A 25673-nucleotide genomic window follows, 5' to 3' on the forward strand; every position below is an offset into this window, starting at 1 on the left:
CGCGGCGGCCCGCTCAGAGCCAGCCGCGCTCCTCGGCGACGCGCACGGCTTCGGCCCGGGTCCGGGCGCCCGTCTTGCCGATCGCGGCGGACAGGTGGTTGCGCACGGTGCCCTCCGACAGGTGCAGGGCCCGCGCCACGTCGGCCACCGTGGCGCCGTCCTTGGCTTCCCGCAGCACGTCCAGTTCCCGCCCGGTGAGCGGGCTGGCCCCGGTGGCGAGGGATTCCGCGGCCAGCGCCGGGTCCACCACCCGGAGTCCACTGTGGACTCGCCGGACGGCTTCGACGAGCTGCTCGGGCGGCGCGTCCTTGACGACGAAGCCGGCCGCGCCCGCCGCCATCGCGCGGGCCAGGTAGCCGGGCCTGCCGAACGTCGTGCAGATGATCACGCGGCACGACGGGAGCGCGGCCCGCAGGTCGGCCGCCGCTTCGAGGCCGTCCTTGCCCGGCATCTGCACGTCCAGCAGGGCGACGTCGGGCTTCGCCTCGCGCGCGGCGGCGACGACCTCGTCGCCCGAGCCGACCTGCCCGACCACCTCGATGTCGCTTTCCAGCCCGAGCACGGTGGCCAGCGCCCCGCGCACCATGGCCTGGTCGTCGGCCAGCAGCACCCGGATCAAGCGAGTCCTCCCGCGGGTTCGGCGCGCACGGCCGGGGCGGCCGCGCGCGGTTCGGGCTGCGGGACCTCCGCCCGCACCAGCAATCCTCCCCCGGGCCGGGCGGACGTCCGCAACGCGCCCCCCACGGCGGCGAGCCGTTCGGAAAGCCCGCGCAGGCCGTTGCCCGCGACGACGCCGGTGGCCCGCCCGTCGTCCTCGACCTCCAGCCAGGTGTCGCCCAGCCGCACCTTCACCTGCTTGGCGCCGGAATGCCGCAGCACGTTCGTGACGGCTTCGCGCAGCACGTAGCCGAAGGTGTTCTGCAGCTCCGGCCGGACGTTGTCGACGGCGTGCGGCAGGTCGGCGTCGATCTCCGCGGCGCGCAACGCCGCCCGCGCGCCGACGAGCTCCGCCGACAGCGACACTTCGCGGTATTCCGAAACCGTCGCGCGGACGTCGGAGAGCGCGCTGCGGGTCAGGCTCTCGATCTCGCGGATCTCCTCCACCGTGCGCGGGATGTCGCCGGAGCTCTCCAGCACCCGCCGGGCCAGCCCCGCCTTGACGGTGATCGTGGTGAGGCTGTGCCCGAGCAGGTCGTGCAGGTCGCGGGCGACGCGCTGGCGCTCGTTCGCCACCGCGAGCGTGGCGATCTCCTCGTTGGCCCGCTCCAGCCGCCGCACCGCGCGGACGAGGTTGGCCATGAAGAACATCGCCAGCGTCACCGAGGCGACCGTGATGAGGTCGCCGTAGTCGGCCAGGAACCGGCCTTCGACCAGCAGCACGACGGCACCGGCGGCCAGCGCGCCGACGTCCAGGATCACCGACCAGGCGGCCGGGAGCAGGAACACCAGCACCGCCGTGCCGTAGAGCAGGACGAACCCGCTCGCGCTGGTCGTCGCCAGCGTCGCGACCCCCAGGGCGTTCATCGTGATCCCGAAGGCCAGCTTCACCCGCCGCTCCCGTTGGAAGAAGAACGGGAAGATCGCGTAGCACAACGCGTACGTGTAGATCAGCACGCCGGTGAGCACGGCCTCGACCGAAACGCCGGGCTCGGCCAGCAGACCCCGCGTGACCGGAACGAGGAACGGCAGCAGGAACACCACCGACATGACCGTCCACCGCAGGCCCTTCGGGCCGCCGCGGCGCCCGGCATCGGGCAGGGGGTCCTCCCACCACGATTCCTTGGTGTCCAGCCCGAACTTGCGCTTCGCCATCGCCGTTCCTCGTTCTCCCGGCCCTCAGACCCGGGCGCTGTCCTTACGGTAACGCCTGATCACGAGCGCCCCCAGCACGACCGCCCACGCCCCCAGCACGCCGGCCGCGGTCGGCAGCGACACCACCATGTCGGTGGTCACCGCGGGCCGCGCCACCTGCAGCACCCAGTACGTCGGCATGATCTGGGCGACGTCGTGCATCCAGCCCGGCATCGACTCGATCGGGATCCAGAGGCCGCCGAGGAAACCCATGCCGAGGGTGACGATCATGTTGACCGGCTGCATCGAATCGGGCGTGCCGAACTGGCCGAGCAGCAGCCCGAGCAGCACCAGCGGGATCGTGCCGAGCCAGACACCGGCGAAGATCCGGACCCAGCCCGCGGCGTCGAGGTGCACGCCCTGCATCGTCACGGCCAGCAGCGGCACCAGCACCAGCGCGGGCAGCCCCACGAGCATCCCGGAGATGCCCTTGCCCGCCAGGTAGCCGCTGCCGGTCAGCGGGGTCAGGCGCAGCTGGCGCTGCCAGCCGACGGCGCGTTCGAGCGCGAGCCGGGCCCCGCTGTTCGTCGCGGCGGCGAAGGTCCCGAACGTCATCATGTTGATCATGATCACGGCGGTGACCGTGGCGTGGTCCGGCGCGTCCGACTTCGTGAAGACGTTGGCCTGCAACAGGAACATCAGCACCGGGAACGCGACGACGAAGATCAGGAAGCGCGGCGCCCGGAAGTTCCGGCGGATCTCGGTGAGCAGGTAGGCGGCGTTCATCGGACGGGCTCCGCGGTCTCGTCGGCGGTCAGGGAGAGGAAGGCGCCTTCGAGGCCGACGGCCCCGATTTCGACGTCGTGCACGGCCGGGACGGCGGCCTTGAGCGCCCAGAGCGTCTCGTCGGAGTCGGCGCTGGAGATCGCGACGCGGTCGCCGCGCAGCTCGAACTCCTTGACACCGGGCAGCGCGGCGATCAGCGCCTCGGTGGCACCCGGGACGGCGGCGCGCAGGGTGCGGCCGCCGGCCAGCGCGCGGACCTCGGCGACGCTCCCGTCGGCGACGATCCGGCCGCGGCGCATCAGCACCACGCGGTCGGCGAACTCCTCGGCTTCTTCGAGGTAGTGCGTGGCGAACACGACCGTGCGGCCGGACTCGGTGAACGCGTACATCGACTGCCAGAACTCGCGCCGCGTCCCGACGTCCATCGCCGCCGTCGGCTCGTCGAGGATCAGCAGGTCGGGGTTGCTGACCAGGGCGACGGCGAAGCGCACGCGCTGCTTCTGCCCGCCGGACAGCTTGTTCGCGCGGCGGCCGGCCAGCTCTTCGACGCCCGCGGCGCGCAGGGCTTCGGCCACCGGCATCGGGCGGCGGTGCAGGGCCGCGACCATGCCGACGGTCTCGCCGACGGTCAGGTCGTCCATCAGGGCGCCGCCCTGCAGCATCGCGCCGATCAGCCCGGCGCGGACGGCGTCGATCGGCTTGCGCCCGAACACGCGGACTTCGCCGGCACCGGGGCTGGTCAGGCCGAGGATCATGTCGACGGTGGTGGACTTGCCGGCACCGTTCGGGCCGAGCAGGGCGACCACCTCGCCCGGGGCGATCGTCAGGTCGAGGCCGTCGACCGCGTGGACGTCGCCGTAGTGCTTGCGCAGGCCGGTGAGGTGGATCGCGGCCCCCGCCGCCACCGCCTGGATGTCTGTTTCTCGCATGCCCCCAGGCTGCCGCGCGACGGGCCCGGGTCCCCAGACCGTGCGTCACGACCTCGCCGTGACAGGTGTCAGGGGTACCCGGGCCCGTGCGTGGTTCAGCAGCCGATGAGGCGGGCCGCCAGGTAGGACTCGAGCTTGTCGATCGCGATGCGCTCCTGCGCCATCGAGTCGCGCTCGCGCACGGTCACGGCCTGGTCCTCGAGCGAGTCGAAGTCGACCGTGACGCAGTACGGCGTGCCGATCTCGTCCTGGCGGCGGTAGCGGCGGCCGATCGCCTGCGCGTCGTCGAAGTCGACGTTCCAGTGCTTGCGCAGGGTCGCGGCGACGTCCTTCGCCTTCGGGGTCAGGTCGGCGTTGCGCGACAGCGGCAGCACCGCGACCTTGAACGGCGACAGCCGCGGGTCGAGCTTGAGCACCACGCGGGTGTCGGTGCCGCCCTTGGCGTTGGGCACCTCTTCCTCGTGGTAGGCGTCGACCATGAAGGCCATCATCGACCGGCCGACACCCGCCGCGGGCTCGATCACGAACGGCCGGTACCGCTGCCCGGACGCCTGGTCGAAGAACGACAGGTCCTGACCCGAGTGGTTCGAGTGCGTGGTCAGGTCGAAGTCGGTGCGGTTGGCGATGCCCTCGAGCTCGCCCCACTCCTGGCCCGCGTTGAACGCGAACCGGTACTCGATGTCGACGGTGCGCTTCGCGTAGTGCGAGAGCTTTTCCTTCGGGTGCTCGTAGTGGCGCAGGTTCTCGGCCTTGATGCCGAGGTCGGTGTACCACTTCGTGCGCTCGTCGATCCAGTACTGGTGCCAGCGCTCGTCCTCGCCCGGCTCGACGAAGAACTCCATCTCCATCTGCTCGAACTCGCGGGTCCGGAAGATGAAGTTGCCCGGCGTGATCTCGTTGCGGAACGACTTGCCGATCTGGCCGATGCCGAACGGCGGCTTCTTCCGCGACGTCGTCTGGACGTTGGAGAAGTTCACGAAGATGCCCTGCGCGGTCTCCGGGCGGAGGTAGGCCAGGCCCTCTTCGGACTCCACCGGGCCGAGGTAGGTCTTCAGCATCATGTTGAAGTCCCGCGGCTCGGTGTACTTGCCGCGCGTGCCGCAGTTCGGGCAGGGCACCTCGGACAGGTCGTCCTCGGTGGTCTCCTTGCCGCTGCGCGCGGCGTACTCCTCGGCGAGCTGGTCGGCGCGGAACCGCTTGTGGCAGGACAGGCACTCGATCAGCGGGTCGGTGAAGACGCTGACGTGCCCGGAGGCCACCCACACCTGCCGCGGCAGGATCACCGAGGAGTCGAGGCCGACGACGTCGTCCCGGCCCTGGACCACGGTCTTCCACCACTGGCGCTTGATGTTGTCCTTGAGCTCGACCCCGAGCGGTCCGTAGTCCCACGCCGAGCGGGTACCGCCGTAGATCTCCCCGCTGGGGAAGACGAACCCACGGTTCTTGCACAGGCGGACTACGGTTTCAATGGTGTTCGTGGGCACTCCACGCTCCGGAAGCATGCGGGGACGGTTATCGGACTAGAACGTCCAGGGTATCCGCCGGGGCCCAGCGGTTGACGCGCAGGCTAGGGCCGCGACACCAGCGACGCCGTCACGACGCGGTTGTCCTCGTAGCCCTCGCTCCCGCCGACGTATTCGCCACCGCAGGTGACCAGCAGCAGCTTGTGCGGGCCATCGGGGTCGAACAGCTGCTCGGAGCGGCCGGCGAGGTCGGTCTTGTGGACGGTCTCGGCGGCGTCGACCCGGTAGACCCAGGCGCCGCCGGCGGTGTCGGTCAGCTTGACCTCCTGGCCGGGCTTGACCTGCCAGAGCTCCATGAACGGGCCCTTCTTGCCCTTCCAGTTGACGTGCCCGGAGAGCAGGGCGACGCCGCGGTCGGCGCCCAGCTCGGCGCCCCACCAGGCGGCTTCGTCGAGGCCTTCGGGGATCTTGAGCGCGCCCTCGGCGTCGAGGTCCTCCTGGACGAGCTTGGCGGTGCCGCCGCCGGGGAGGCTCAGGTTCGCGGGGTCGCGGGCGATGTCCTGGGTGGTCTGCTGCTCGGCGGGTTGGTGGGTGGCGGGCGCGTTCGCGACCGCGGGTTCATCCTTTCCAGTGAAGATGAGCAGGGTGGCAACGACCGCGGCGACGACGAAAGCGCCGGCGACGCCGACGATCCACCAGCGGCCGGAGCCCTGCTTCCGCTCCGCCGGGTTCTGCTCCTGCATGGGGTCGGGCTCCTTCGCTCGGTGACTTCGGCGAAGCAAGACATGCGGCGGCGGGCGCGGGAGGTTGCACCGAGATCGCGGCCCGTCCGGCGACGTGAATGACATTCCCGACGTCCAACAGCATCGTCCGCGGAGACGAATCGGTCATTCACGTCGCTTGGTGGGGTGCGCTCAGCCGGTCGGGCGGGTCACCAGCTTCGCCGTCACCAGGCGGTTCTCGTCGTACCCCTCGGTGCCGCCCACGTAGTCGCCGCCGCAGGTGATCAGGACCAGGCGGTGGGGGCCGTCCTGGCCGAACCAGTGCTGGGCCTGCTGCGGGAGGGCTTCCTTCGGGAGCGTCACCACCTCGTCGACGCGGTAGACCCAGCGGCCGCCGCGGGCGTCGACGATCGTCACCTCGTCGCCCGCGCGGGTGCGCCACAGCTCGTCGAACGGGCCGCGCTCGCCTTCCCAGTTCACGTGGCCCGAGAGCAGTGCCGCGCCGCGGTCGGCGCCCAGTTTCGCGCCCCACCAGGCCGCGTCGGCCAGGCCGCGGGGGATCGGGAGGACGCCCGTGTCGGTCAGTTCCGTGCGGACCAGGCGGGCGGTCGCGCCGTCGGGGAGGCGGACCGTGCCCGGGCGCTGCTGGGCCGCCGATTCGCTGTCCGCCGGCAGCACCGCCGGGGCCGCGTTCTCGCCCGGCAGCGTGCCCGGGGGTGGTGCCGCGATCGGGGGCGACGTCGGGGGCAGCCAGGTCAGGACGACGATCCCGGCCGCGAACGCGGCGACCGCCAAGGCCGCCGCGACGGCGGCCAGCGCGGTGCGGAGCACCTAGTCCGTCCCGGTCTTGCGGCGCCGGCCGAGCAGCAGCGCGACCGCCGCGAAGAACACGCCGCCGAAGAGCAGGCCGACGCCGAGCGGGACGCGGGAGCCGTCGCCGTCGGTCGCGGGGGCCGCCGCGCCGAGGTAGCCGGCCGGGACCTGCGTCGGGACCGCCGCCTGCGACGCGGTCGTGCCGCCCGACTGGTTGCCCGCCTTCGCGACGAACCCCTTCGGGACCGAGCAGCTGACGCCGCCGAGCACGATGTTCGTCCGCACGTCCTGCAGCGCGGCGCCCTGCGCGTCCTTGACGTGGGTGGTGATCTCGACGCGCCAGCCGGCGACCGCGGTGAAGTCGCCGCCGCGCCAGCCGTCCTGCCGGATCAGCTGGTCGAACGTGGCAACGCGGGTCAGCTTGAGGTCGGAGACCGTGGTCGCCTTGTCGGCGTTCGTGATGTCGCCGGGCGGGCCGAGCTTCAGGTTGGTCAGCTGGAGGCCGGCGGTTCCGCCGGGCACCGGGACGATGCCGAGCGTGCCGTCGGACTGGCGCACCCACAGCCGCGCGAGGGAAGTGGTGGCGGTGAGCTTCGCCGGACCGGTGCAGTCCACCGCCGACTTCGCGCCTTCGAGCACGAGCACGGTGTTGTCGACCGGCTTCGCGGCCCCCTGCCAGACGTCGCGGAGCGCGTAGTTCGTCTCGGCCACCGCGGTGGGCACGGTGGTCGCCTGCAACGCGGCGACGACGTTGTGGTCGCGGCTCGCGACACCCGGCGGGTACGGGTTCTGCGACGCGCTGTAGCGGCCGAGGTCGATCTGGTAGTGCCCGCCGAACGTCGCGCGCTCGCCGTCGTCCTTGGGGACGGTGACGCGGTCCGTGCCGAGCTTGGACTGCCCCGGCAGCAGGGGTGAACGCTGCGTTTCGGTGATGAGGGCGCCGCCGCGCTGGCCTTCCGCGCCGATCCGGACCGAAGCGATGTTCGCGAACGAGACCGGCCCGGTCTTCTCGTCGACGGCCTGCGTCTGCGCTCCGGCCAAACCCACTCCGACCAGCGGGAACACCACAGCCGTCAGCGCGGCTGCTTTCGTTGCGAAACGGGTCATGTCTCCCCACTGGTCTGCTCGGGCGCGGCGCCGGCGTGCGAGAAGCGACGAAACGCTCCGCGACAACCTTGCACCGTCGGCCACTACATGCGAAGCCGAAGAGCCAATATCCCACGAACTCACCCGAACGGGGTAATACGACCTGCCGTACCCCGCAGCTCGGCGCCGGGGCGGGGCTCCCGTCCGGGGGAACACTAGGATGGGCGGGGCCGTTATCGGCAATGACTACGGAATTCATGGTCCGGACGGGCAGGCTGGAGGCGGGCATGGCGACGGTGACCGGGAGTGGCGCCCAGCCGGGGCTCGCGGAGTGCGCGCCGGCGTCGGCGCCGGTCCACCCGTCCCCGTCGGTGCTGACGGACGCGGGCGACCTGCTGCGCGCGCTGGCCGCGCCGGTCCGGATCGCGATCGTGCTGCAGCTGCGGGCCGCCGACCGGTGCGTGCACGAGCTGGTGGACGCCCTCGACGTCGCGCAGCCGCTGATCAGCCAGCACCTGCGGGTGCTCAAGACCGCCGGGGTGGTGCAGGGCGAACGCCGCGGCCGCGAGGTGGTCTACCGGCTCGCCGACGACCACCTGGCGCACATCGTGGTCGACGCCGTGGCCCACGTGCAGGAAGGAAAGTGATGAACCCCGCCGCGCCGCGCAGCCAGGCCCCGGTGCCCGGGCGCCGATCGACCCGGCAGCGAGCCGCGGTCGTCGAGCTGCTGAGCACCGTCGACGACTTCCGCTCCGCCCAGGAACTGCATGACGAGCTGCGCAAACGCGGCGACGGCATCGGCCTGACGACGGTGTACCGCACGTTGCAGTCCCTGTCGGAGGCCGGCGAGATCGACGTCCTGCGCACCGACTCGGGCGAAGCGATCTACCGGCGGTGTTCCGCGCACCACCACCATCACCTGGTGTGCCGCCGCTGCGGCCGCACGGTCGAGGTCGAAGGACCGGCCGTCGAGCGGTGGGCGGAGAAGATCGCCGCCGAGCACGGGTTTTCGGAGATCTCGCACACGGTGGAGATCACCGGCACCTGCGGGGAGCACTGAGCGAGCCGGTCACGAGGGCCAGGCCACGTCGTCGATGGCGAGCCACGGCGCCGCGGCCAGTTCGGACGGCGTGAGTCCCGCGATCGCCCGTGCTTCGCGGTGCAGGTGCGACTGGTCCGCGTAGCCGCTTCGCGCCGCCACCGTCGCCGCGCTGTGGCCGGCGGCCAGGAGGTGGGCCGCGTGGTCGAAGCGCACCAGCCGGCCCGCCCTCTTGGGGGTCAGTCCGAGCTGGGCGCCGAACCGGGCCCACAGGCGCTTGCGGCTCCAGCCGACCTCTTCGGCCAAGCCCTCGACCCTGACCCGGCCCCGGCCGTCGAGCGTCCGGCGCCAGGCTTCGACGACCTCCGGCTCCACCCGGGGCCGCGCCGCCATCCGGCGGGTGAGGAGGTCCGTCGCGAGGGCGAACCGGTCGTCCCAGGACGGCGTGGCGCGCAGCCTCTCCTCGACGCGGGCGGCGTCGCGCCCCCACACCTCTTCGAGGGTGGCCACGGTGCCGGTCAGCTCGGCCGAGACGTCCAGCAGGGCGGCGGCCACCACCGGGGACAGGCGGATCTGCAGGCATTCGCCTTCGCGGCCGCCGGTCCGGATACCGCCCGGCAGCAACCCCGCGACGAAGCTGCCGCACCGGCGCGTACCACCGGTTTCGCGGATGATGCCGCCTGTCTCGCTCAGGTCGAGGAACAGGGTGATCGACGGGTGCGCGACCATCGCGATCCCGACGTCCCCGGGGATCCGCTGGCGGAACCCCGCCATCGCGACGCCCGGGAGCCGCGCGGCCGCGCGCGGGACCGCGACCTCCACGTCCGCCCACTTCCAGCCGGTCGGCAGCACGTACGCAGCTTATGCCGGTGAAGCGTCCGCCGTCGCGAAGTGCAGCAGCAGCTCGCTCGTCGGCTCGGGAGCTTCGAGCGGCGGGATGTGCCCGACGCCGGGGAGCAGTTCGACGCGTGCGCCCGGCACCGCGTTGTACTGGTGCGCCGACCGCGGGTCCCAGCGGGGATCCGCCGCGCCGAACACCACCAGCACGGGCTTTCCGAGACCGGCCAGGCGGTCCGGCACGCTCTGTTCGGCGAGGTAGGCGGAATTGGCGCGCAGGATTCTCCGGAACGTGCGGTAGGCGATGCTTCTCAGGTCGGCGACGGCGTCGTCCGGGATCGCCACCGGACGGGCGGTCGTCGCGCGGATCCCCTTGCGGATCACCGCGTCCGAACGCCGGGGCCACAGGATCGGGCCGAACGGCGGGGCGAGCAGGGCCCGCAGGATCAGCGGCTGCGGCAGGAGCGCGCCGAGGCTCGGGCCGGTGCTGACCAGCGCCAGCGACCGCACCAGGTCGGGACGCTGTTCCGCGAGCGCCGTCGCGACGTAGCCGCCGCTGGAGTGCCCGGCCACCGTGACCTGCCGCAGCCCGAGGTCGTCGAGCAGCGCGGCCACGCGGGCGGCCTGCCCGGGCACCGCGTACGACGGCGCGGGCGGCGACTGGCCGCACCCCGGGAGGTCGACCCGGATGACGTGGTGGCGGGCGGCGAGGATCCCGGCCACCGGCCCCCAGGAGGCGCCCGAAGCACCCGAGCCGTGGATGAGCAGCAGGGGCGGCGCCTGCCCCGGACCGTCGTGGACGACGTGCATCCCGTGAACAACCATGTGCCGGACGTTAGAACGCCGCCGGCCGCCCGTCTTGGACGAATGTCAGTACTCGTAAGGATCCTTGGGGGCCGGGACCGTCGCCAGCGAGGCCGGGGTGAAGTCGGGCGTGTAGCTGTTCGCCCGGGTCGCCGTGCCGGGGACCACCTGGCCGGTCACGCGGATCCAGGCGTCGCTCGCCAGGTGGTCCGCGTCGCCGCCGCGGAGGCGGACCGTCACCGGGAACGCGTCGGCCGCGCAGCAGCTGATGACCAGCCGGGCCAGCAGGGTGCCCCCGTCGGTGTGGACGACGAACCCGGTCAGGGCGACCGTGCGGCCGTTCAACGTGCCCGCCGCGTCCCAGCCCGCCCGGCTGACGAACTCGTTGACCGCCAACGGAACCGGGTCGCCCGCGGGGAGCGGCGGGAACGACGCCGCGTTGGCCGCCGCCGCGCTCGCCGGAACCCTCGCCTCCGTGCGGATCACCGAGTCGGCGCCCAGCGCCGGCGGTGCGACCAGGAACACCGCCAGGACGGGGACCAGCAGCAGCCACGCCGGGCGGGCCGAGTGGGCGTGACCGTGACCGCCGTCCGGGGAAGCCGGTGCGGGCGCGGCGCGGGCGGCCAGCAGATCGCGCACGATCGCCACCGCGCCGAGTGCGACCATCACCGCGCCGCCGGCGATGATCCACGGCTGCTGGGCCGGTTTCACGTACCTCAGGTAGTCGCCGTTCACCGCGATCTTGATCAGCGCGCCACCCAGCAGGAGCAGCAGGATGTTCTGCGTCTCGCGTTTCACGCCACCCCCACCAGGAACCCGGCCACGACCGCGCAGGCCACGGCCACCACGAACGTCGCCGGCGCGAAGCGGACCGCGAACGAGCGGCCGAACGTGCCTGCCTGCAACGCGAACAGCTTGACGTCCACCGCCGGGCCGACGACCAGGAACACCAGCTTCGGCAGCAGCGGCAACGCCGTCAGGGACGCCGCCACGAACGCGTCCGCCTCGCTGCAGAGCGCCAGCACCACCGCGAGCACCGCCATCACCAGCACGCCGAGCACCAGCTGGTCGCCCAGCACGCCGAACCACTTCGCCGGTACCAGCACGTTCAGCGCCGAGGAGATCAGCGCGCCCAGCACCAGGAAACCGCCCGCCTCCACCAGGTCCGTGCGGGCCGTTTCGGCGAAGACCCGCCACCGCTGCCCGCTCGCCACCTCCGGGAGCCGCCGCAGCGCGCGCGACGTGATCCACTCGAGCTTGCCCCAGCGGGCCCACAGCCAGCCCATCACCACCGCCGTCGCCAGCGAGCCGGCGAAGCGGGCCAGCACCATCTCCGGCTTGCCCGGGAACGCGACCGCGGTGGCCACCAGCACCACCGGGTTGACCGCCGGCGCCGCCAGCAGGAAGGTCAGCGCCGCGGCCGGCGCCACGCCCTGCCCCATCAGCCGGCGCGCCACCGGGACCGACGCGCACTCGCAGCCGGGCAGCGCGACCCCGGCCAGCCCGGCCACGCCGACCGCCGCACCGGACCGGCGGGGCAGCACCCGTTCCAGCACGCGGGCGGGCACGAACGCCGCGATGGCCCCGCTGATCAGCACGCCCAGCACCAGGAACGGCAACGCCTGCACGCAGACGGCGACGAACACGGTCGACCCGGTGCGCAGCGCGGGCACGTCGAACAGCTGCTGCAGCCAGCCCTGCCCGAGGATGGCGATCAGCAGGATCGCGCACAGCACCTCGACCGAGCTGATCCGGAAGCGGCGGGTGCGCCGGCCGGGCTCGGTCTCGGAAGTGGAAACGATGTTCACGACGACGATGATGCCAGTGCCCACCGACAAGAAATCGGCCGCACCGCCGCGAACGGCCGGAAACGGTCCGTTTCCGACCGGAATCCGCCGTTCGCGGCGGAAATTCCACCCCGTGTGGGTTACCCGGCGGACCCGATACCCGGCAATTCGGTCCGCAGCTGCGAAGCCGTCGAGACGACCAGCATCAGCAACGTCCCCAGCGCCGACGCGTCCAGGCCGGCGGCCGGGAACGCGTACCGCAGCGTGACGTCGAGCCCGGAGTCCGAGTGCCCGACGCCGAGCGTCCCGAACAGCCCCTGCCCCGCCCGCTCGGCGACCGCGACCGACAGCGCCGGCCCGTCCGCCAGGTCCCAGGCGACCACGCAGGTCAGCGAGAGCACGGTGAGCCCCTCGCCGAGCCGGGTCGCCTGGATGACGCACGGGACGTCGCCGTGGGAGAACGTCAGCGCGCCGTCGTCGTCGACGCGCACCTCGAGGTAGCGCTCGAGGGCTTCCTTCGCCTGCGTCAGCAGCTCCGCGGTCTCGGCCGCTTCGGTCGCGCTCACGAGGAAGCCGCCTGGTCGACGGCGCCGCCGAAGCGGCGATCCCGCTTCGCGAACTCCAGGCACGCCCGCCACAGGTGCGTCCGGTCGAAGTCCGGGAACAGCGTGTCCTGGTAGACCATCTCGGCGTAGGCGGACTGCCACAGCAGGAAGTTCGACGTCCGCTGCTCCCCCGACGGCCGCAGGAACAGGTCCACGTCGGGCATCTCCGGCTGGTACAGGTACTTGCCGATGGTCTTCTCGGTGACCTTGCCCGGGTCCAGCTTGCCGTCCGCGACGTCGCGGGCGATCCGCTGCATCGCGTCGCCCAGCTCGGCGCGGCCGCCGTAGTTGACGCACATCGTCATGTTCAGCGCCGTGTTGTGCTTGGTCTTCTCCTCGGCCGCCTGCAGCTCCTTGATCACCGACGCCCACAGCTTGGGACGGCGGCCCGCCCACCGGATGCGCACGCCGATCGAGCCGAGGTAGTCGACCTGGCGGCGGATGGTGTCGCGGTTGAAGCCCATCAGGAACCGCACCTCTTCGGGGCTGCGCTTCCAGTTCTCCGTCGAGAACGCGTACACCGAGAGCCACTTGACGCCGATTTCGACCGCGCCGGCGGCGACGTCGATCATCACCGCTTCGCCGCGCTTGTGGCCCTCGATCCGCGGCAGGCCGCGCTGGTTGGCCCAGCGGCCGTTGCCGTCCATGACCAGCGCGACGTGCTTCGGCACCAGCTCACGCGGGATTTCCGGCGGCTTCGCGCCCGACGGGTGCGGATCCGGGGCCCGCAGCTCATACCGTGACGCCTTGTTCTCGCGTCCCCTGCGCAGCACTGCGAGCCTCCCTGGATGGGGTGAACCGATCAGGGCCGACCCTACTGCCCCTGCGCGGCGGCTTCCCGGGCACGTCGCTCGACGAGGGGAAGCGACCGGAGCTGGCGCTCCAGATGCCACTGCAGGTGGGCCGCGACCAGGCCGCTCGCGTCGCGGCGGGTGCCGGGCAGGGTCGACTCGGCCAGCGGCCATTCGCCGTGCAGGAGGGCGGTGAGCAGGGCGAGGACCTCGGGCGCGGGGTGCACGCAGCCGGGCACCCGGCAGTCCTGGCACATCGAGCCGCCCGCGGCGACGCTGAACGCGACGTGCGGGCCCGGCAGGCCGCAGCGGGCGCACTCGGTGAGCGCGGGCGCCCAGCCGGCGTAGGACATCGCGCGGAGGAAGAACGCGTCGAGCACGAGGGACGCGTCGCGCTCCCCGGCGGCGAGGGAGCGCAAGGCGCCGCAGACGAGGAGGTAGAGCTTGAGCACCGGTTCGCCCTCTTCGGCCGAGAGCCGGTCCGCGGTTTCGGCGATCGCGCTGGCCGCGGTGTAGCGCTGGTAGTCGGCGACCAGCGGCAGCTGGAACGCGTCGACGGTCTCGACCTGCGTGATGACGTCGAGCGTGCGCCCGGTGTAGAACTGCACGTCGACGTGGCCGAACGGCTCCAGCCGGGCCCCGAAGCGGGACGACGTGCGCCGCACGCCCTTCGCGACGGCCCGCACCTTGCCGTGCCGCCGGGTCAGCAGGGTGACGATCCGGTCGGCTTCACCCAGCTTGTGCGTGCGCAACACCACCCCGGTGTCGCGGTAGAGGTTCACCACCCCGACATCGTCCCACTTCCGGGCGATGCCGGGGTGGTGCGCCCCGCGGGAATCAGCAGTAGTAGCCCGTGCAGTAGCTGACCGAGGCCGCCGTGGCGAGCGCGATGATCCAGACGACGATCGCGGTCACGCAGCCGAGCGCGCCGACGATGGTCGCGATCAGGCAGAGCGTCTTGGTCGTCTTCGACGCCTGCTCCGCCATCGCGTAGTTGCCCTGCATCTTGTACGTCTGGACCTCGTTGGACTTCATGATCGCGAAGATCGCGAGGATCCAGAAGAGGAAGATGCAGCCGATCGCCCAGCCCTTGTAGTCCTTGATCTGGTTGATGTCGCCACCACCACCGGGCATGCCGTAGCCGGGGGCGCCGAACCCGCCGGTGGGCGGCTGGCCGTACGGCGCGGGCTGGCCGTACGGCGCCGGCTGGCCGTAGGGCGCGGGCGTGCCGCCGGACGGCGGGCCGTAGCCCGGCTGCTGCGGCTGCTGGCCGTAGGGCTGCTGCTGGCCGTAGGGATTGGTCATGAACTTCTACCCCAACTACTCGTGATTTCCCGCCGGGTCACCCCGGCGGTGGTGCGGGAAGTGCTAGTGCTGGCCGAACTGGCCCGGGTCGATCTTGCGGGTCTGCTCGGCCTCGTCCTGGTTCTCGGGACGCAGCATCTGGGTGCGCTCGGCTTGCTCGTCGAAGGCGGGCGTGCCGCCGGCGTCCGGGCGCAGCATCTGGGTGCGCTCGGCCTGCTCGTCGAACGCGGGCCCGCCCGGCGGCGGGGCGAGCGGCTGGCCCGGCGCCGGGAACCCGCCGGACGGCGGCTGCGGCTGGCCGAAACCACCCGGCGCGGGCTGCTGCGGGAAGCCACCGGATTGCGGCGGCTGCTGCGGGAAACCGCCGGCTTGCGGCTGGTCGAGTCCCCCGGGCTGCGGCTGTTGCGGGAAGCCCCCGGACTGCGGCTGGTCGAGTCCCCCGGGCTGCGGCTGCTGCGAGAAACCACCGGACTGCGGCTGGTCGAACCCACCGGACTGCGGCTGCTGCGGGAAGCCCGCGGCTTGCGGCGGCTGGGCGAGCCCGCCCGGCTGGGGCTGGCCGAAGCCGCCCGGTGCCGGCTGCTCGAACCCGCCGGAGGGCGGCGGGTAGCCGCCCGCGAACTGCTGCGCGCCCGGCTGCCCGAACGGCGCGGGAGCGGCGGCGTCGTCGGCCTGGACGACGACCGTGCCGACGATCTTGTCGGCCAGCGTCTGGGACTTGTCGTCCCACAGCGGCCACAGCCAGCCGACGTAGCAGATGACGTTGTCGACGAAGTGGGCGAGGTCGCGCACGAACGCCATGCCCGCGCCGACCGGCTGCCCGTTGTCCTCGCGGACCAGCTTGATCTTGGCGATCCGCTTGCCCATCGACTGGCCGGTGTTGCCCTGCTGGATCCACCGGTTGTAGACGGTCCAGGCGATCCAGCCGAGGAACGCGAGCGCGCCCACGATGCTGATCAACGGGCCGGCGTGCCGGACGACCAGGTAGAGCAGGCCGAAGACCGCGTACAGCACGAAGATGGGGCCGATGTCGACGAGCCAGCCGAGGGCGCGCTGTCCCCAGGTCGCGTAGTTCCGCGGGGCGCCGAAGGGTGCGCCTTGCCCGAACGGCGCCGGCTGCCCGAACGGCGCGGGCTGGCCGTACGGCGTCGGCTGTCCGAACGGCTGCTGGCCACCGGGCTGCTGCCCGAACGGCTGCTGACCGTAGGGATCGGTCATTGCGTCTTCCCCTCGCTGGTCACTTCCCCGACGCGCGGAAACGGATCCGCCCTCATCGGTCCGGTCCGCGGGAGCGTACTCGGTCGGGTCACGACCGCGCCTCCCAGGCGTCGGTGACCCGCGCACCGGTCCGACGCGACGGGCGGCTCACCGGTTCCGCCGCGTAGCGGTTCAGACGCGCAACGCCGTGAAGGGCGCGAACGGCAGGTTGCGGATGACGAACCAGACGACGAACACGATGGAGAACGTCAGCGGCGTCCAGCGCCAGTGCAGCCAGCTGTCCATCGCGCGGCCGCGCAGGCGCCCCAGGGTCCACGCCGCCGTGCTCCACACGAACAGCAGCACGACCACGAACGACACGGCGTTGTAGTGCAGTGCCGCCGGGATGTCGCCGTGCATCAGGCTGTACGCCATCCGCATGCCGCCGCAGCCCGGGCAGTCGATGCCGAACAGCGCCTTGGTCGGGCACACGGGCAGGAACCCGCCGGGGGTGGTGGGGTCGCCGACCCAGACGACCGCGCAGCACACGCCGAGCCCGGCCACGAGGGCCAGCGGCGGGCCGATCGCCCGCAGCTTGGCCTTCGCGCCCTGCGCCGGGATTCCCGTGTAGACGGTCGTCGCGGTCACGGCGTGAACCAGTCCGCGTTGGCGCCGACGACGAAGATCATCACCACGATGAAGATCACGTAGAGCAGCAGGAGGATCCCGGTCGAGATCGCCGACCACATCGCCCACTTCCGGGCGTCCTCGGCGGCCTTGTGCGCCTCGGCGTGCATGCCTTGGAACCACAGCGAACTGACCTGGCTGGACTTCACGATCGAGACGACGCCCAGCGGCAGGCAGCAGAGCACCGTGCTCAGGATCGCCCACACCATGTTGTTGTCCGGCGGCGGCCCGTAGTTCGGCGGCGGGTAGCCGTAGCCGTAGCCGGGCGGCGGTCCGCCCGGGGGCGGGTACGGCGGCGGGTACTGGTCGGTCACCGGGATCCTCCTGCTGTTCGGCTACGTCAGTATGACGTCGTGCTCGTGCCGAACGTGAAGACGCCCGCGATCATCAGGATGATCCACAGCACGAGCCACGCGACACCGACGACCGCCGAGATGATCGCCCACTTCTTGGCCGAGTCGGCGGCTTCCTGCGCGGCGGCGGTCTGGCCCTGCGCCCACAGCCCGTTCACCTTCGCGGCCTGGACGATCGACACGACGCCGAACGGGAGGCAGCAGAGGATGGTGGTGAGGATGGCCCACACCAGGTTGTTGCTCGGGGGCGGGCCCGGCTGGTACCCGCCCGGCTGGCCGCCGGGGTAGTTCGGCTGCCCGCCGGGCTGGTCGCCGGGGTAGTTGGGCATGCCCTGGCTGTCGGTCATTTTCGGTCGGTCCCCTTCGTCGTGCTCCATGGACGACCACCGGTTCCGCCGCCGCCCCGATCGGCCGCGGTGTGGTCGAGGTGCGAACTGTAGGGGTACCGCTTCGCCGGCGCGCGGGGATTGCGGCCGTCGCGACCGAAATGAGACCAGGAATTCAGAACCCGAGGCGCCGCAGCTGACGGGGGTCGCGCTGCCAGTCCTTGGCCACCTTGATGTGCAGGTCGAGGTACACCTTGGAGCCGAGGAGCCGCTCGATGTGCTTGCGGGCGGTGGCGCCGACTTCGCGCAGCCGCTCGCCCTTGTGCCCCAGGATGATGCCCTTCTGGCTGGGCCGTTCCACGTACAGGAACGCGTGCACGTCGATGAGGTCGTCGCGGCCTTCGCGGGGCAGCATCTCCTCGACGGTGACGGCGATCGAGTGCGGCAGCTCGTCGCGGACGCCTTCCAGCGCCGCCTCGCGGATCAGCTCGGCGACCAGGGTCTGCTCGGGCTCGTCCGTGAGTTCGCCGCCCGGGTACAGCTGCGGGCCTTCGGGAAGCCGCTCGACGAGCAGCTTCGCCAGCGTGTCGACCTGGAAACCGTCCACGGCGGACACCGGGACCAGCTCGGCGAAGTCCATCACTTGCTGCAGGGCAAGCAACTGTTCGGCGACCTGCTGCGGCTGGACGAGGTCGGTCTTGGTGACGATGCCGATGACCGGGGTTCGCTTGGCGATCTTCTGCAGCTCGTTGGCGATGAACTTGTCGCCGGGGCCGATCTTTTCGTTCGCCGGCACGCAGAAGCCGACGACGTCCACTTCGGACCACGTCGTGTGCACGATGTCGTTGAGCCGCTCGCCGAGCAGGGTGCGGGGGCGGTGCAGGCCCGGCGTGTCGATGAGGACGAGCTGGGCGTCCTCGCGGTGGACGATGCCGCGGATGGCGTGCCGGGTGGTCTGGGGCTTGCTGGAGGTGATCGCGACCTTGGTGCCGACGAGGGCGTTGGTCAGCGTCGACTTCCCCGCGTTGGGGCGGCCGACGAAGCAGGCGAAACCGGAACGGTGCTCGGTCATCGGCTGAGCACCTTGAGCACTTCGCCGCTGGGGTCGGCCAGGATGATCGGCGCGTTCGCCGCGATGTCGCGGACCGCGTGCACGGACGCCTCCTTGAGCAGCCCTTCGGCGGTGACGACGGCGGCGGCCTCGATGCCCTCGGCGCCGCTCGACACGGCGGCGGCGACGGCGGCCTGGAGCGCGGTCAGCTTGAACGACGGCTGGTCGACCGTGCCGGCGGCGTACGTGCGGCCGTCGGTGTCGCGGATCGCGGCGCCCTCGGCGGCCTGGGTGCGGGCGCGCGAAGACCGGGCCAGCGTGACGAGTTTCTGGTCCTCGGCCTCGAGGTCAGGCATGTTCGACGCTCCTGTCGCGTTCGTCGGGGTGGGGTACGCGCGTGCGGCGGCGGGTGGTCCGGTCGGCCGGGTCCGTCATCGCGTCGGCGTCGGCCGGGTGGACCACGACGGAGGTGATCCGCATGCGGCCGCGCCGGTCCTTGCCCCCTTCGGCGAACAGCCGAAGGCCGGCGACCTCGGCTTCGGCCCCCGGCAGCGGGACCCTACCCAGTCGTTCCGCGAGCAGCCCGCCCACGGTCTCGACGTCGTGGTCTTCGAGGTCGATGCCGAACAGTTCGCCCAGGTCGTCGACGCTCATCCGGGACGACACGCGGACGGCACCGCCCTCGAGCTCCTCGACCTCGGGGCGCTCGTCGGCGTCGGACTCGTCGGTGATCTCGCCGACGATCTCTTCGAGGACGTCTTCGATGGTGAGCAGGCCGGCGGTGCCGCCGTACTCGTCGACGGCGATCGCCATGTGGTTGTGCGAGCGCTGCATTTCCTTGAGCAGCTCGTCGAGGCGCTTCGAGTCGGGGACGAAGGACGCTTCGTTCATCAGCGTGCTGACGATCGTGCTCGCGCCGTCCGGGTCCATGTACGCGGCCATCAGGTCCTTGATGTTGACGACGCCGACGATGTCGTCGACCGATTCGTCGATCACCGGGAGCCGGGTGAAGCCGGTGCGCAGCGCCAGCGCCAGCGCTTGCCGGACGGTCTTGGCGCGCTCGATCCAGACGATTTCGGTGCGCGGCACCATGACCTCGCGGGCGACGGTGTCGCCGAGCTCGAAGACCGAGTGGATCATCTCGCGCTCGGAGTCCTCGACGACGCCGCGTTCCTGGGCGAGGTCGACGAGTTCGCGCAGCTCGACTTCGGAGGTGAACGGGCCTTCGCGGAAGCCCTGGCCGGGCGTGATGGCGTTACCGATGAGGATCAGCAGCCGGGACAGCGGGCCGAGGACGGAGCCGAGCACGCGGACGGGCCCGGCGACGTACCGGCCGATGCGGTAGGGGTGCTGGCGGCCGAGGGTGCGGGGACCGACGCCGATGAGGACGTAGCTGACCACGACCATGACGACGGCGGCGACGAGCACGGCCAGGCCGAGCGGCGCCAGCCGGGTGCCCACGAACACCGTGACCAGCACGGTCGCGGTGAGCTCGCAGCCGAGGCGGAGCAGGAGCAGCAGGTTGATGTGGCGGCGCCGTTCGGCGACGACCGCGGAGAGGTGGCGGGCGCCGGGCAGCCCGAGCCGGGCGAGGCCGTCGGCCCGGGCTTGCGAGACCGTGCTGATGGCGGCGTCGGCCGCCGCGAAGACGCCCGCCAGCAGGACGAGCGCGATCGCGAAGAGCAGCTGGGCCATGACGGGCGCCTAGTGCCGCGCTTCGGGAGCCAGTGCGCCCCAAGGCCACATTGGTTGCGTCTGACGCACCGAAGGCCGCCTTGGGTGCGTCTGACGCACCGAAGGCCACATTGGGGCGCTTGCGGCGCGGGACACTACGGCGTTTCCCCGGCCGGCTCGTCGGCCGCGTCGAGCCCGGCGATGCCGAGGACGCGGTCGTCGGTGCTGCGCTGGGCGTCCTGCTTGTCCAGTGCGGCGACGGCGTCCTGGTACTCGCCGAGGATGCGCTTCTGGAGCGCGAACATCTCGCGTTCCTCGGCGGGCTCGGCGTGGTCGTACCCGAGCAGGTGCAGGCAGCCGTGCACGGTGAGCAGGTGCAGCTCGTCGATCAGGGCGTGGCCCGCGGTCTTGGCCTGGTCCTTGGCGAACGCCGGGCAGAGCACGATGTCCCCGAGCAGCGCCGGTGACGCGTCGGGCGCGTCGGGGCGGCGGGAGGAGTCGAGCTCGTCCATCGGGAAGGCCATCACGTCGGTGGGACCGGGCAGGTCCATCCAGCGTTCGTGGAGGTCTTCCATGACGTCGAGGGTGACGAGGAGGATGGACAGCTCGGCGAGCGGGCTGACCTCCATCTTGTCGAGGGCGTAGCGCGCGGCCGAGACGATGGACGTCTCGTCGACGTTGACGCCGGACTCGTTGGCGATCTCGATGCTCACCGCCGGTTGCCCTTCCAGCCGTTGCCCTGCTGTCCCTGCGCGTCCTGCACGGCCTGCCACTTCTCGTAGGCGTCGACGATGTCGCCGACGAGCTTGTGCCGGACGACGTCCTGGCTGGTCAGCTCGGCGAAGTGCAGGTCGTCGACGCCGGTGAGGATGTCGCGGACCACGCGGAGGCCGCTGCGCTGCCCGCTGGGCAGGTCGACCTGCGTGATGTCACCGGTGACGACGATCTTGGAGCCGAAGCCGAGCCGGGTGAGGAACATCTTCATCTGCTCGGGCGTGGTGTTCTGCGCTTCGTCGAGGATGATGAAGGCGTCGTTCAACGTCCGGCCGCGCATGTAGGCGAGCGGCGCGATCTCGATGGTGCCCGCCTGCATGAGCCGCGGGATGGACTCGGGCTCGACCATGTCGTGCAGCGCGTCGTAGAGGGGCCGCAGGTAGGGGTCGATCTTCTCGTTGAGGGTGCCCGGCAGGTACCCCAGCCGCTCGCCGGCCTCGACGGCGGGCCGGGTCAGCACGATGCGCGTGACCTGCTTGGCCTGCAGCGCCTGCACGGCCTTCGCCATCGCCAGGTAGGTCTTGCCGGTACCAGCGGGCCCGATGCCGAACACGACGGTGTGCTTGTCGATGGCGTCGACGTACCGCTTCTGGTTCAGCGTCTTGGGCCGGATGGTCTTCCCGCGCCGCGAAACGATGTTGAGGCTGAGCACCTCGACCGGTGACGCGTCGCCGGTCGAAAGCATCCCGATGGTGCGCCGCACGGTGTCGGGGCCGACCTGCTGGCCCCCGCCGGCGAGCTGCACGAGCTCGGCGAAGACGCGCTCGGCGAACGCCACGTCGGCCGGCGAACCGGTCAGGGTGACTTCGTTGCCCCGGACGTGCACGTCGGCGGCGAGCAGCTCCTCGGCGACACGCAGGTTCTCGTCGCGGGACCCGAGCAGGCTCAGCGCGGCGGCGTCGGGAATGGGAAACCGCGACTGCGCAGCCTGAACCGCGCCATCCTCGGTCTTGGCGACGTCCCCGGGGACGTCGGGTCGGGCGGCACCACCCGGTACGGTTCCGGCCACGTGGCCTCAGGCCTGCTTTCTCGGTGAGTACGACTGGACCCCACCGATGCTACTGGCACCCCCCGACAAGACGCAGGCCGGTTTACGCACCCGCCCCGAACAACCCCAGCGGCTCCCCACCCAGTACATGGGCATGCACGTGAAAGACGGTCTGCCCAGCATCGTCACCGGTGTTGAAGACCACCCGATACCCACTCTCGAGCACACCCTCAAGCTCCGCAACGCGCCGAGCGGTCAACGCAACGTCAGCAAGCAACTGCGGATCAGCGGCAGCCAGCTCCCCCAAGTTCCGATACCGCTTCTTGGGCACAACGAGCACATGAACCCGTGCCTGCGGCCGAATGTCCCGGAAAGCAAAGGTCGTCTCATCCTGGTAGACGACATCAGCAGGCACCTCACCAGCAATGATCCGCTCAAAGAGCGTCTCCGCACCATCACTCATGCCAAGCACCCTACCGACGCACCCCCGCGCCGCCCCACCAAACCAACACCGAACGCGACTCGCGGGGGGGTCCGGGGGCTCGCCCCCGGCTGGGGGTCTGGGGGTTTGACCCCCAGAAGACACAACGAACGCAACGCGGCAACCGACGGAGCGAAGCGGAGGAGGATGCCGCGGCGCGGTAGACCCTGGGGGTCGATCTACCGCCGCCGCGGCTGCCGCCGGACCGAGGGGGGAGGTGCCCGGCGGAGCTCGTGTCTTCCCAGTGGCGCGCCGAAACCGTAGGTGGCGCGTTAGTAAACGAGAGTAACGGGTCGGAGTGTGATCGCGCCATAACTGGGCGCAGATTCGCGGGTTTTTCGGGGGTGATCTTTTCAGCGCCAGCGGGTGGTCAGGGCCCCTAGTGCGCCGAGGGCGACGGCCGCGGCGGTGGAGGTGCGCAGGACGGTGGTGCCGAGGCGGACGGCTTGGGCGCCGGCTTCGCGCAGGGTGGTGAGCTCGTCGTCGGTGATGCCGCCTTCGGGGCCGACGACGAGGAGGAGGTCGCCGGTGTCCGGGAGGGTGAGGTCGGTGAGGCGGTCGGGGACGTCGGATTCGAGCACGACGGCGAGGGAGGTGGTGGCGATGAGGCCGGCGAGCTCGCGGGTGGTGACGGGCTCGGTGACGGCGGGGACGTGGGCGCGGCGGGCTTGCTTGGCGGCGGCGCGGGCGGTGGTGCGCCAGCGGGCGAGGGCCTTGTCGCCGCGGCCGCCGTCTTCCCACTTCGCGACGCTGCGGGCGGCGCGCCAGGGTACGACGGCGTCGACGCCGGCTTCGGTGGCGAGTTCGACGGCGAGTTCGCCGCGGTCGCCCTTGGCGAGGGCTTGGGCGAGGACGACGCGCAGGGCGGGCGGGTCCTCGGTCCAGCTTTCCTCGACGGTCAGGGTCAGTGCCGCGTCGCGGCCCGGCTGGACGGCTTCGACGACGCAGCGGGCCATGGCACCGGCGCCGTCGGAGAGCACCAGCCGCTCCCCCACGCGCAGGCGGCGGACGGTGGCCGCGTGCCGGGCTTCCTCGCCGTCGAGCACCGTCCGCCCGGAGGCGGGAACGGTGCCGGCGAGGAAGACCGGCAGGGTGGTGTCGGGCACGGTCAGCGGTGGTTCTTGGCGCGCAGCTTCGAGAACAGGCCGCCGTGCTTGCCGTTCGACGACAACGTCGGCGCTTCCTCGCCGCGCTGCTGGGCCAGCTCGACGAGCAGCTCGCGCTGGGCGTCGTCGAGCTTGGTCGGGACCTGGACGTCGATGTGGACGTGCAGGTCACCGCGGCCGTCGACGCGGCCGGAGGACCGCAGCCGGGGCATGCCCTTGCCGGTGAGGACGAGCTCGGCGTTGGGCTGGGTGCCGGGTTCGATGTCGAGCTCGTAGTCGCCGTCGACCAGCGTCGCGATGGGCACGGTGGCGCCGAGCGCGGCGGTCGTCATCGGGATGCGGAAGTTGCAGTGCAGGTCGTGGCCCTGGCGGACGAAGACCTCGTGCGGGGTCTCGTCGATCTCGACGTAGAGGTCGCCGGCCGGCCCGCCGCCGGGGCCGACCTCGCCCTGGCCGGAGAGGCGGATGCGCATGCCGTCGCCGACGCCCGGCGGGATCTTGGCGGTGACGTTGCGGCGGGCGCGGATGCGGCCGTCGCCGCCGCACTGGCGGCAGGGGTCGGGGATGACCTCGCCGAAGCCGCGGCAGACCGGGCAGGGGCGGGCCGTGACGACCTGGCCGAGGAAGGACCGCTGGACGGACTGGACCTCGCCGGCGCCGCCGCAGGTGTCGCACGTCTTGACCGAGGTGCCCTCGGCGGTGCCGGCGCCGCGGCAGAGGTCGCAGACGATGGCCGTGTCGACGGCGATTTCCTTGTCGACGCCGGTGGCGCACTCCTCGAGGGAGAGGCCGAGCCGGATGAGGGCGTCGGAGCCGGGCTGGACGCGGCTGCGCGGGCCACGGCCGCGGCCGCCACCGCCGCCCGCGGCGCCGAAGAAGGCGTCCATGATGTCGCCGAGGCCGCCGAAGCCGGCGAAGGGGTCGCCGCCGCCCCCGCCGCGCGCGCCGTTGTCCATCGGGTCGCCGCCGAGGTCGACGATCTTGCGCTTCTGCGGGTCCGACAGCACCTCGTAGGCCGTGGTGACCTCGCCGAACTTGTGCTGGGCGTCTTCCGACGGGTTGACGTCGGGGTGCAGCTCCCTGGCCAGCTTCCGGTACGCGCGCTTGATCTCCTGATCGCTCGCGTTCTTCGCCACCCCGAGGATGCCGTAGTAGTCCCTCGCCACCGTCTTCGCTTCTCCTTCTGCTCTGCCCGGCTCAGCTGCCGTGCAGGATCTGCCCCACGTAGTTGGCGACCGCGCGCACCGCGGCGATCGTGCCGGGGTAGTCCATCCGGGTCGGGCCGACCACCCCCATGCCCCCGAGCACCATGTCCTGGCCGTAGCCGATCGACACGACCGAGGTGCTGCGCATCTGCTCGTCTTCATTTTCCTCACCGATGCGCACCGTGATCGCACCGGGGTTGCGCGCGGCGGCCAGCAGCTTGAGCACGACGACCTGTTCCTCGAGGGCTTCGAGGACCTGGCGCAGCGAACCCGGGAAGTCGGCGACGTTGCGGGTGAGGTTGGCGGTACCGCCGAGGACCAGGCGTTCTTCCGGGTGCTCGGCCAGCGACTCGACCAGGACGGTCGTGACGCGGATGAGCGCGTCGCGCAGCTCGCCGGGCGCCTGGTCGGGCAGCTCGGCGACGCGCGCGGCGGCGTCGTTGAGCCGCCGTCCGGACATCGCCGTGTTGAGCACCGTGCGCAGCCGGGCGACGTCCTCTTCGGTCACGACGTCGCCGAGGTCGACCGTGCGCTGGTCGACGCGGCCGTTGTCGGTGATCAGCACCAGCATCAGCCGCGCCGGGGTGAGCGGCACGACTTCGAGGTGGCGCACCTTGGCGTTGGTCAGCATCGGGTACTGGACGACGGCGACCTGCCGGGTCAGCTGCGCGAGCAGCCGCACCGACCGGCGGAGGACGTCGTCGAGGTCGGTGCCGCTGTCGAGGAAGGTGGTGATGGCCCGCCGCTCGGCGGCGCTCAGCGGCTTGACCTCGGAGAGCCGGTCGACGAAGAGCCGGTACCCCTTGTCGGTGGGCACGCGCCCGGCGCTGGTGTGCGGCTGGGTGATGTAGCCCTCTTCTTCGAGGGTGGCCATGTCGTTGCGCACGGTGGCGCTCGACACGCCCAGGTTGTGCCGCTCGACGATCGCCTTCGACCCGACCGGTTCCTGGTTGGACACGTAGTCCGCGACGATCGCGCGCAGCACGTCGAAGCGGCGCTCCTCCGCGTTGGCCACCGGTTCCTCACCTACCTCGTTCGCTGCCGACTCCGAGTTTACGGAAGCCTGAGCCGAT

General features: G+C 71.7%; 31 protein-coding genes. 2 read left to right on the forward strand and 29 right to left on the reverse strand.

Going from position 1 to position 25673, the window contains the following annotated elements; translation table 11 throughout:
* Positions 1–13: 13 nt before the first annotated feature.
* From EIY87_RS37405 to EIY87_RS37440, 8 genes are all read right to left on the reverse strand, one after another.
* Positions 14–619 (reverse strand): response regulator transcription factor, encoded by a 606-nt coding sequence (locus EIY87_RS37405; RefSeq protein WP_086864637.1) that lies wholly within the window; start codon positions 617–619, stop codon positions 14–16.
* Complete coding sequence (locus EIY87_RS37410) at positions 616–1812, reverse strand: sensor histidine kinase (protein WP_125314670.1); 1197 nt, start codon at positions 1810–1812, stop codon at positions 616–618. Before EIY87_RS37410 ends, EIY87_RS37405 begins: the two co-directional genes overlap by 4 nt.
* Positions 1813–1836: 24 nt before the next feature.
* A complete protein-coding gene (locus tag EIY87_RS37415) occupies positions 1837–2577 on the reverse strand; it encodes an ABC transporter permease (RefSeq protein ID WP_125314671.1) in 741 nt (246 codons plus the stop codon).
* Entirely contained in the window at positions 2574–3506 is a 933-nt protein-coding gene (locus EIY87_RS37420; protein WP_191984409.1) for an ABC transporter ATP-binding protein, read from the reverse strand. Before EIY87_RS37420 ends, EIY87_RS37415 begins: the two co-directional genes overlap by 4 nt.
* A 95-nt stretch (positions 3507–3601) precedes the next feature.
* Positions 3602–4990 (reverse strand): glycine--tRNA ligase, encoded by a 1389-nt coding sequence (locus EIY87_RS37425; protein ID WP_125314672.1) that lies wholly within the window; start codon positions 4988–4990, stop codon positions 3602–3604.
* 83 nt (positions 4991–5073) lie between these two features.
* Positions 5074–5712 (reverse strand): class F sortase, encoded by a 639-nt coding sequence (locus EIY87_RS37430; protein WP_125314673.1) that lies wholly within the window; start codon positions 5710–5712, stop codon positions 5074–5076.
* 171 nt (positions 5713–5883) lie between these two features.
* Positions 5884–6522 (reverse strand): class F sortase, encoded by a 639-nt coding sequence (locus tag EIY87_RS37435; protein WP_125314674.1) that lies wholly within the window; start codon positions 6520–6522, stop codon positions 5884–5886.
* On the reverse strand, positions 6523–7611 hold the full coding sequence (locus EIY87_RS37440; RefSeq protein WP_125314675.1) for a hypothetical protein: 1089 nt from the start codon (positions 7609–7611) through the stop codon (positions 6523–6525).
* A gap of 266 nt (positions 7612–7877) precedes the next feature.
* Here EIY87_RS37440 and EIY87_RS37445 point away from each other — a divergent pair, with 266 nt between their 5' ends.
* Both EIY87_RS37445 and EIY87_RS37450 read left to right on the forward strand, forming a co-directional pair.
* On the forward strand, positions 7878–8237 hold the full coding sequence (locus tag EIY87_RS37445) for an ArsR/SmtB family transcription factor (protein WP_125315027.1): 360 nt from the start codon (positions 7878–7880) through the stop codon (positions 8235–8237).
* A complete protein-coding gene (locus EIY87_RS37450; RefSeq protein ID WP_125314676.1) occupies positions 8237–8650 on the forward strand; it encodes a Fur family transcriptional regulator in 414 nt (137 codons plus the stop codon). The genes EIY87_RS37445 and EIY87_RS37450 overlap by 1 nt, the downstream gene beginning before the upstream one ends.
* Before the next feature lie 9 nt (positions 8651–8659).
* On the opposite strand, the gene EIY87_RS37455 is transcribed toward EIY87_RS37450, so the two are convergent.
* The 21 genes from EIY87_RS37455 to hrcA form a co-directional block, all read right to left on the reverse strand.
* Positions 8660–9481: a helix-turn-helix domain-containing protein gene (locus EIY87_RS37455; protein WP_225440294.1), complete on the reverse strand. Its 822-nt coding sequence runs from the start codon at positions 9479–9481 to the stop codon at positions 8660–8662.
* 9 nt (positions 9482–9490) lie between these two features.
* Entirely contained in the window at positions 9491–10291 is an 801-nt protein-coding gene (locus tag EIY87_RS37460) for an alpha/beta fold hydrolase (RefSeq protein WP_225440296.1), read from the reverse strand.
* Positions 10292–10336: 45 nt separating this feature from the next.
* Positions 10337–11068 carry a TIGR03943 family putative permease subunit gene (locus tag EIY87_RS37465; RefSeq protein ID WP_125314677.1) on the reverse strand — a complete coding sequence of 244 codons (732 nt, stop codon included), beginning with the start codon at positions 11066–11068 and terminating at the stop codon, positions 10337–10339.
* Positions 11065–12072: a permease gene (locus tag EIY87_RS37470; RefSeq protein ID WP_191984431.1), complete on the reverse strand. Its 1008-nt coding sequence runs from the start codon at positions 12070–12072 to the stop codon at positions 11065–11067. The genes EIY87_RS37465 and EIY87_RS37470 overlap by 4 nt, the downstream gene beginning before the upstream one ends.
* A 125-nt stretch (positions 12073–12197) precedes the next feature.
* Positions 12198–12623 (reverse strand): YbjN domain-containing protein, encoded by a 426-nt coding sequence (locus EIY87_RS37475; RefSeq protein ID WP_125314679.1) that lies wholly within the window; start codon positions 12621–12623, stop codon positions 12198–12200.
* Positions 12620–13435: an isoprenyl transferase gene (locus EIY87_RS37480; RefSeq protein WP_086858941.1), complete on the reverse strand. Its 816-nt coding sequence runs from the start codon at positions 13433–13435 to the stop codon at positions 12620–12622. The genes EIY87_RS37475 and EIY87_RS37480 overlap by 4 nt, the downstream gene beginning before the upstream one ends.
* 41 nt (positions 13436–13476) lie before the next feature.
* Positions 13477–14238 (reverse strand): DNA repair protein RecO, encoded by a 762-nt coding sequence (gene recO / locus EIY87_RS37485; protein WP_125314680.1) that lies wholly within the window; start codon positions 14236–14238, stop codon positions 13477–13479.
* A gap of 52 nt (positions 14239–14290) precedes the next feature.
* On the reverse strand, positions 14291–14758 hold the full coding sequence (locus EIY87_RS37490) for a CD225/dispanin family protein (protein WP_125314681.1): 468 nt from the start codon (positions 14756–14758) through the stop codon (positions 14291–14293).
* Positions 14759–14821: 63 nt separating this feature from the next.
* Positions 14822–15976 carry an RDD family protein gene (locus EIY87_RS37495; protein ID WP_125314682.1) on the reverse strand — a complete coding sequence of 385 codons (1155 nt, stop codon included), beginning with the start codon at positions 15974–15976 and terminating at the stop codon, positions 14822–14824.
* A 171-nt stretch (positions 15977–16147) separates the two neighbouring features.
* Positions 16148–16603 (reverse strand): DUF2752 domain-containing protein, encoded by a 456-nt coding sequence (locus tag EIY87_RS37500; protein ID WP_125314683.1) that lies wholly within the window; start codon positions 16601–16603, stop codon positions 16148–16150.
* The gene (locus EIY87_RS37505) at positions 16600–16956 is read right to left on the reverse strand and encodes a CD225/dispanin family protein (protein WP_125314684.1); all 357 of its coding nucleotides are present in this window, start codon (positions 16954–16956) and stop codon (positions 16600–16602) included. The genes EIY87_RS37500 and EIY87_RS37505 overlap by 4 nt, the downstream gene beginning before the upstream one ends.
* A gap of 26 nt (positions 16957–16982) precedes the next feature.
* On the reverse strand, positions 16983–17342 hold the full coding sequence (locus EIY87_RS37510) for a CD225/dispanin family protein (RefSeq protein WP_125314685.1): 360 nt from the start codon (positions 17340–17342) through the stop codon (positions 16983–16985).
* 154 nt (positions 17343–17496) lie between these two features.
* On the reverse strand, positions 17497–18393 hold the full coding sequence (gene era / locus EIY87_RS37515; RefSeq protein WP_125314686.1) for a GTPase Era: 897 nt from the start codon (positions 18391–18393) through the stop codon (positions 17497–17499).
* Entirely contained in the window at positions 18390–18728 is a 339-nt protein-coding gene (locus tag EIY87_RS37520) for a cytidine deaminase (RefSeq protein WP_125314687.1), read from the reverse strand. Before EIY87_RS37520 ends, era begins: the two co-directional genes overlap by 4 nt.
* Entirely contained in the window at positions 18721–20067 is a 1347-nt protein-coding gene (locus tag EIY87_RS37525; RefSeq protein WP_125314688.1) for a hemolysin family protein, read from the reverse strand. The genes EIY87_RS37520 and EIY87_RS37525 overlap by 8 nt, the downstream gene beginning before the upstream one ends.
* Positions 20068–20201: 134 nt before the next feature.
* On the reverse strand, positions 20202–20759 hold the full coding sequence (ybeY, locus tag EIY87_RS37530; RefSeq protein WP_125314689.1) for an rRNA maturation RNase YbeY: 558 nt from the start codon (positions 20757–20759) through the stop codon (positions 20202–20204).
* Entirely contained in the window at positions 20756–21829 is a 1074-nt protein-coding gene (locus tag EIY87_RS37535) for a PhoH family protein (protein ID WP_125314690.1), read from the reverse strand. Before EIY87_RS37535 ends, ybeY begins: the two co-directional genes overlap by 4 nt.
* Positions 21830–21911: 82 nt before the next feature.
* Positions 21912–22271, reverse strand: coding sequence for a histidine triad nucleotide-binding protein (locus tag EIY87_RS37540; RefSeq protein WP_125314691.1), 360 nt, complete (start codon positions 22269–22271; stop codon positions 21912–21914).
* Positions 22272–22642: 371 nt separating this feature from the next.
* Positions 22643–23395 (reverse strand): 16S rRNA (uracil(1498)-N(3))-methyltransferase, encoded by a 753-nt coding sequence (locus tag EIY87_RS37545; RefSeq protein ID WP_125314692.1) that lies wholly within the window; start codon positions 23393–23395, stop codon positions 22643–22645.
* Positions 23396–23397: 2 nt separating this feature from the next.
* On the reverse strand, positions 23398–24561 hold the full coding sequence (gene dnaJ / locus EIY87_RS37550; RefSeq protein ID WP_125314693.1) for a molecular chaperone DnaJ: 1164 nt from the start codon (positions 24559–24561) through the stop codon (positions 23398–23400).
* A 31-nt stretch (positions 24562–24592) separates the two neighbouring features.
* Positions 24593–25615 (reverse strand): heat-inducible transcriptional repressor HrcA, encoded by a 1023-nt coding sequence (gene hrcA / locus EIY87_RS37555; protein WP_125314694.1) that lies wholly within the window; start codon positions 25613–25615, stop codon positions 24593–24595.
* Positions 25616–25673: the final 58 nt, after the last annotated feature.

This window comes from Amycolatopsis eburnea, from assembly GCF_003937945.1.
Classification (GTDB): domain Bacteria; phylum Actinomycetota; class Actinomycetes; order Mycobacteriales; family Pseudonocardiaceae; genus Amycolatopsis; species Amycolatopsis eburnea.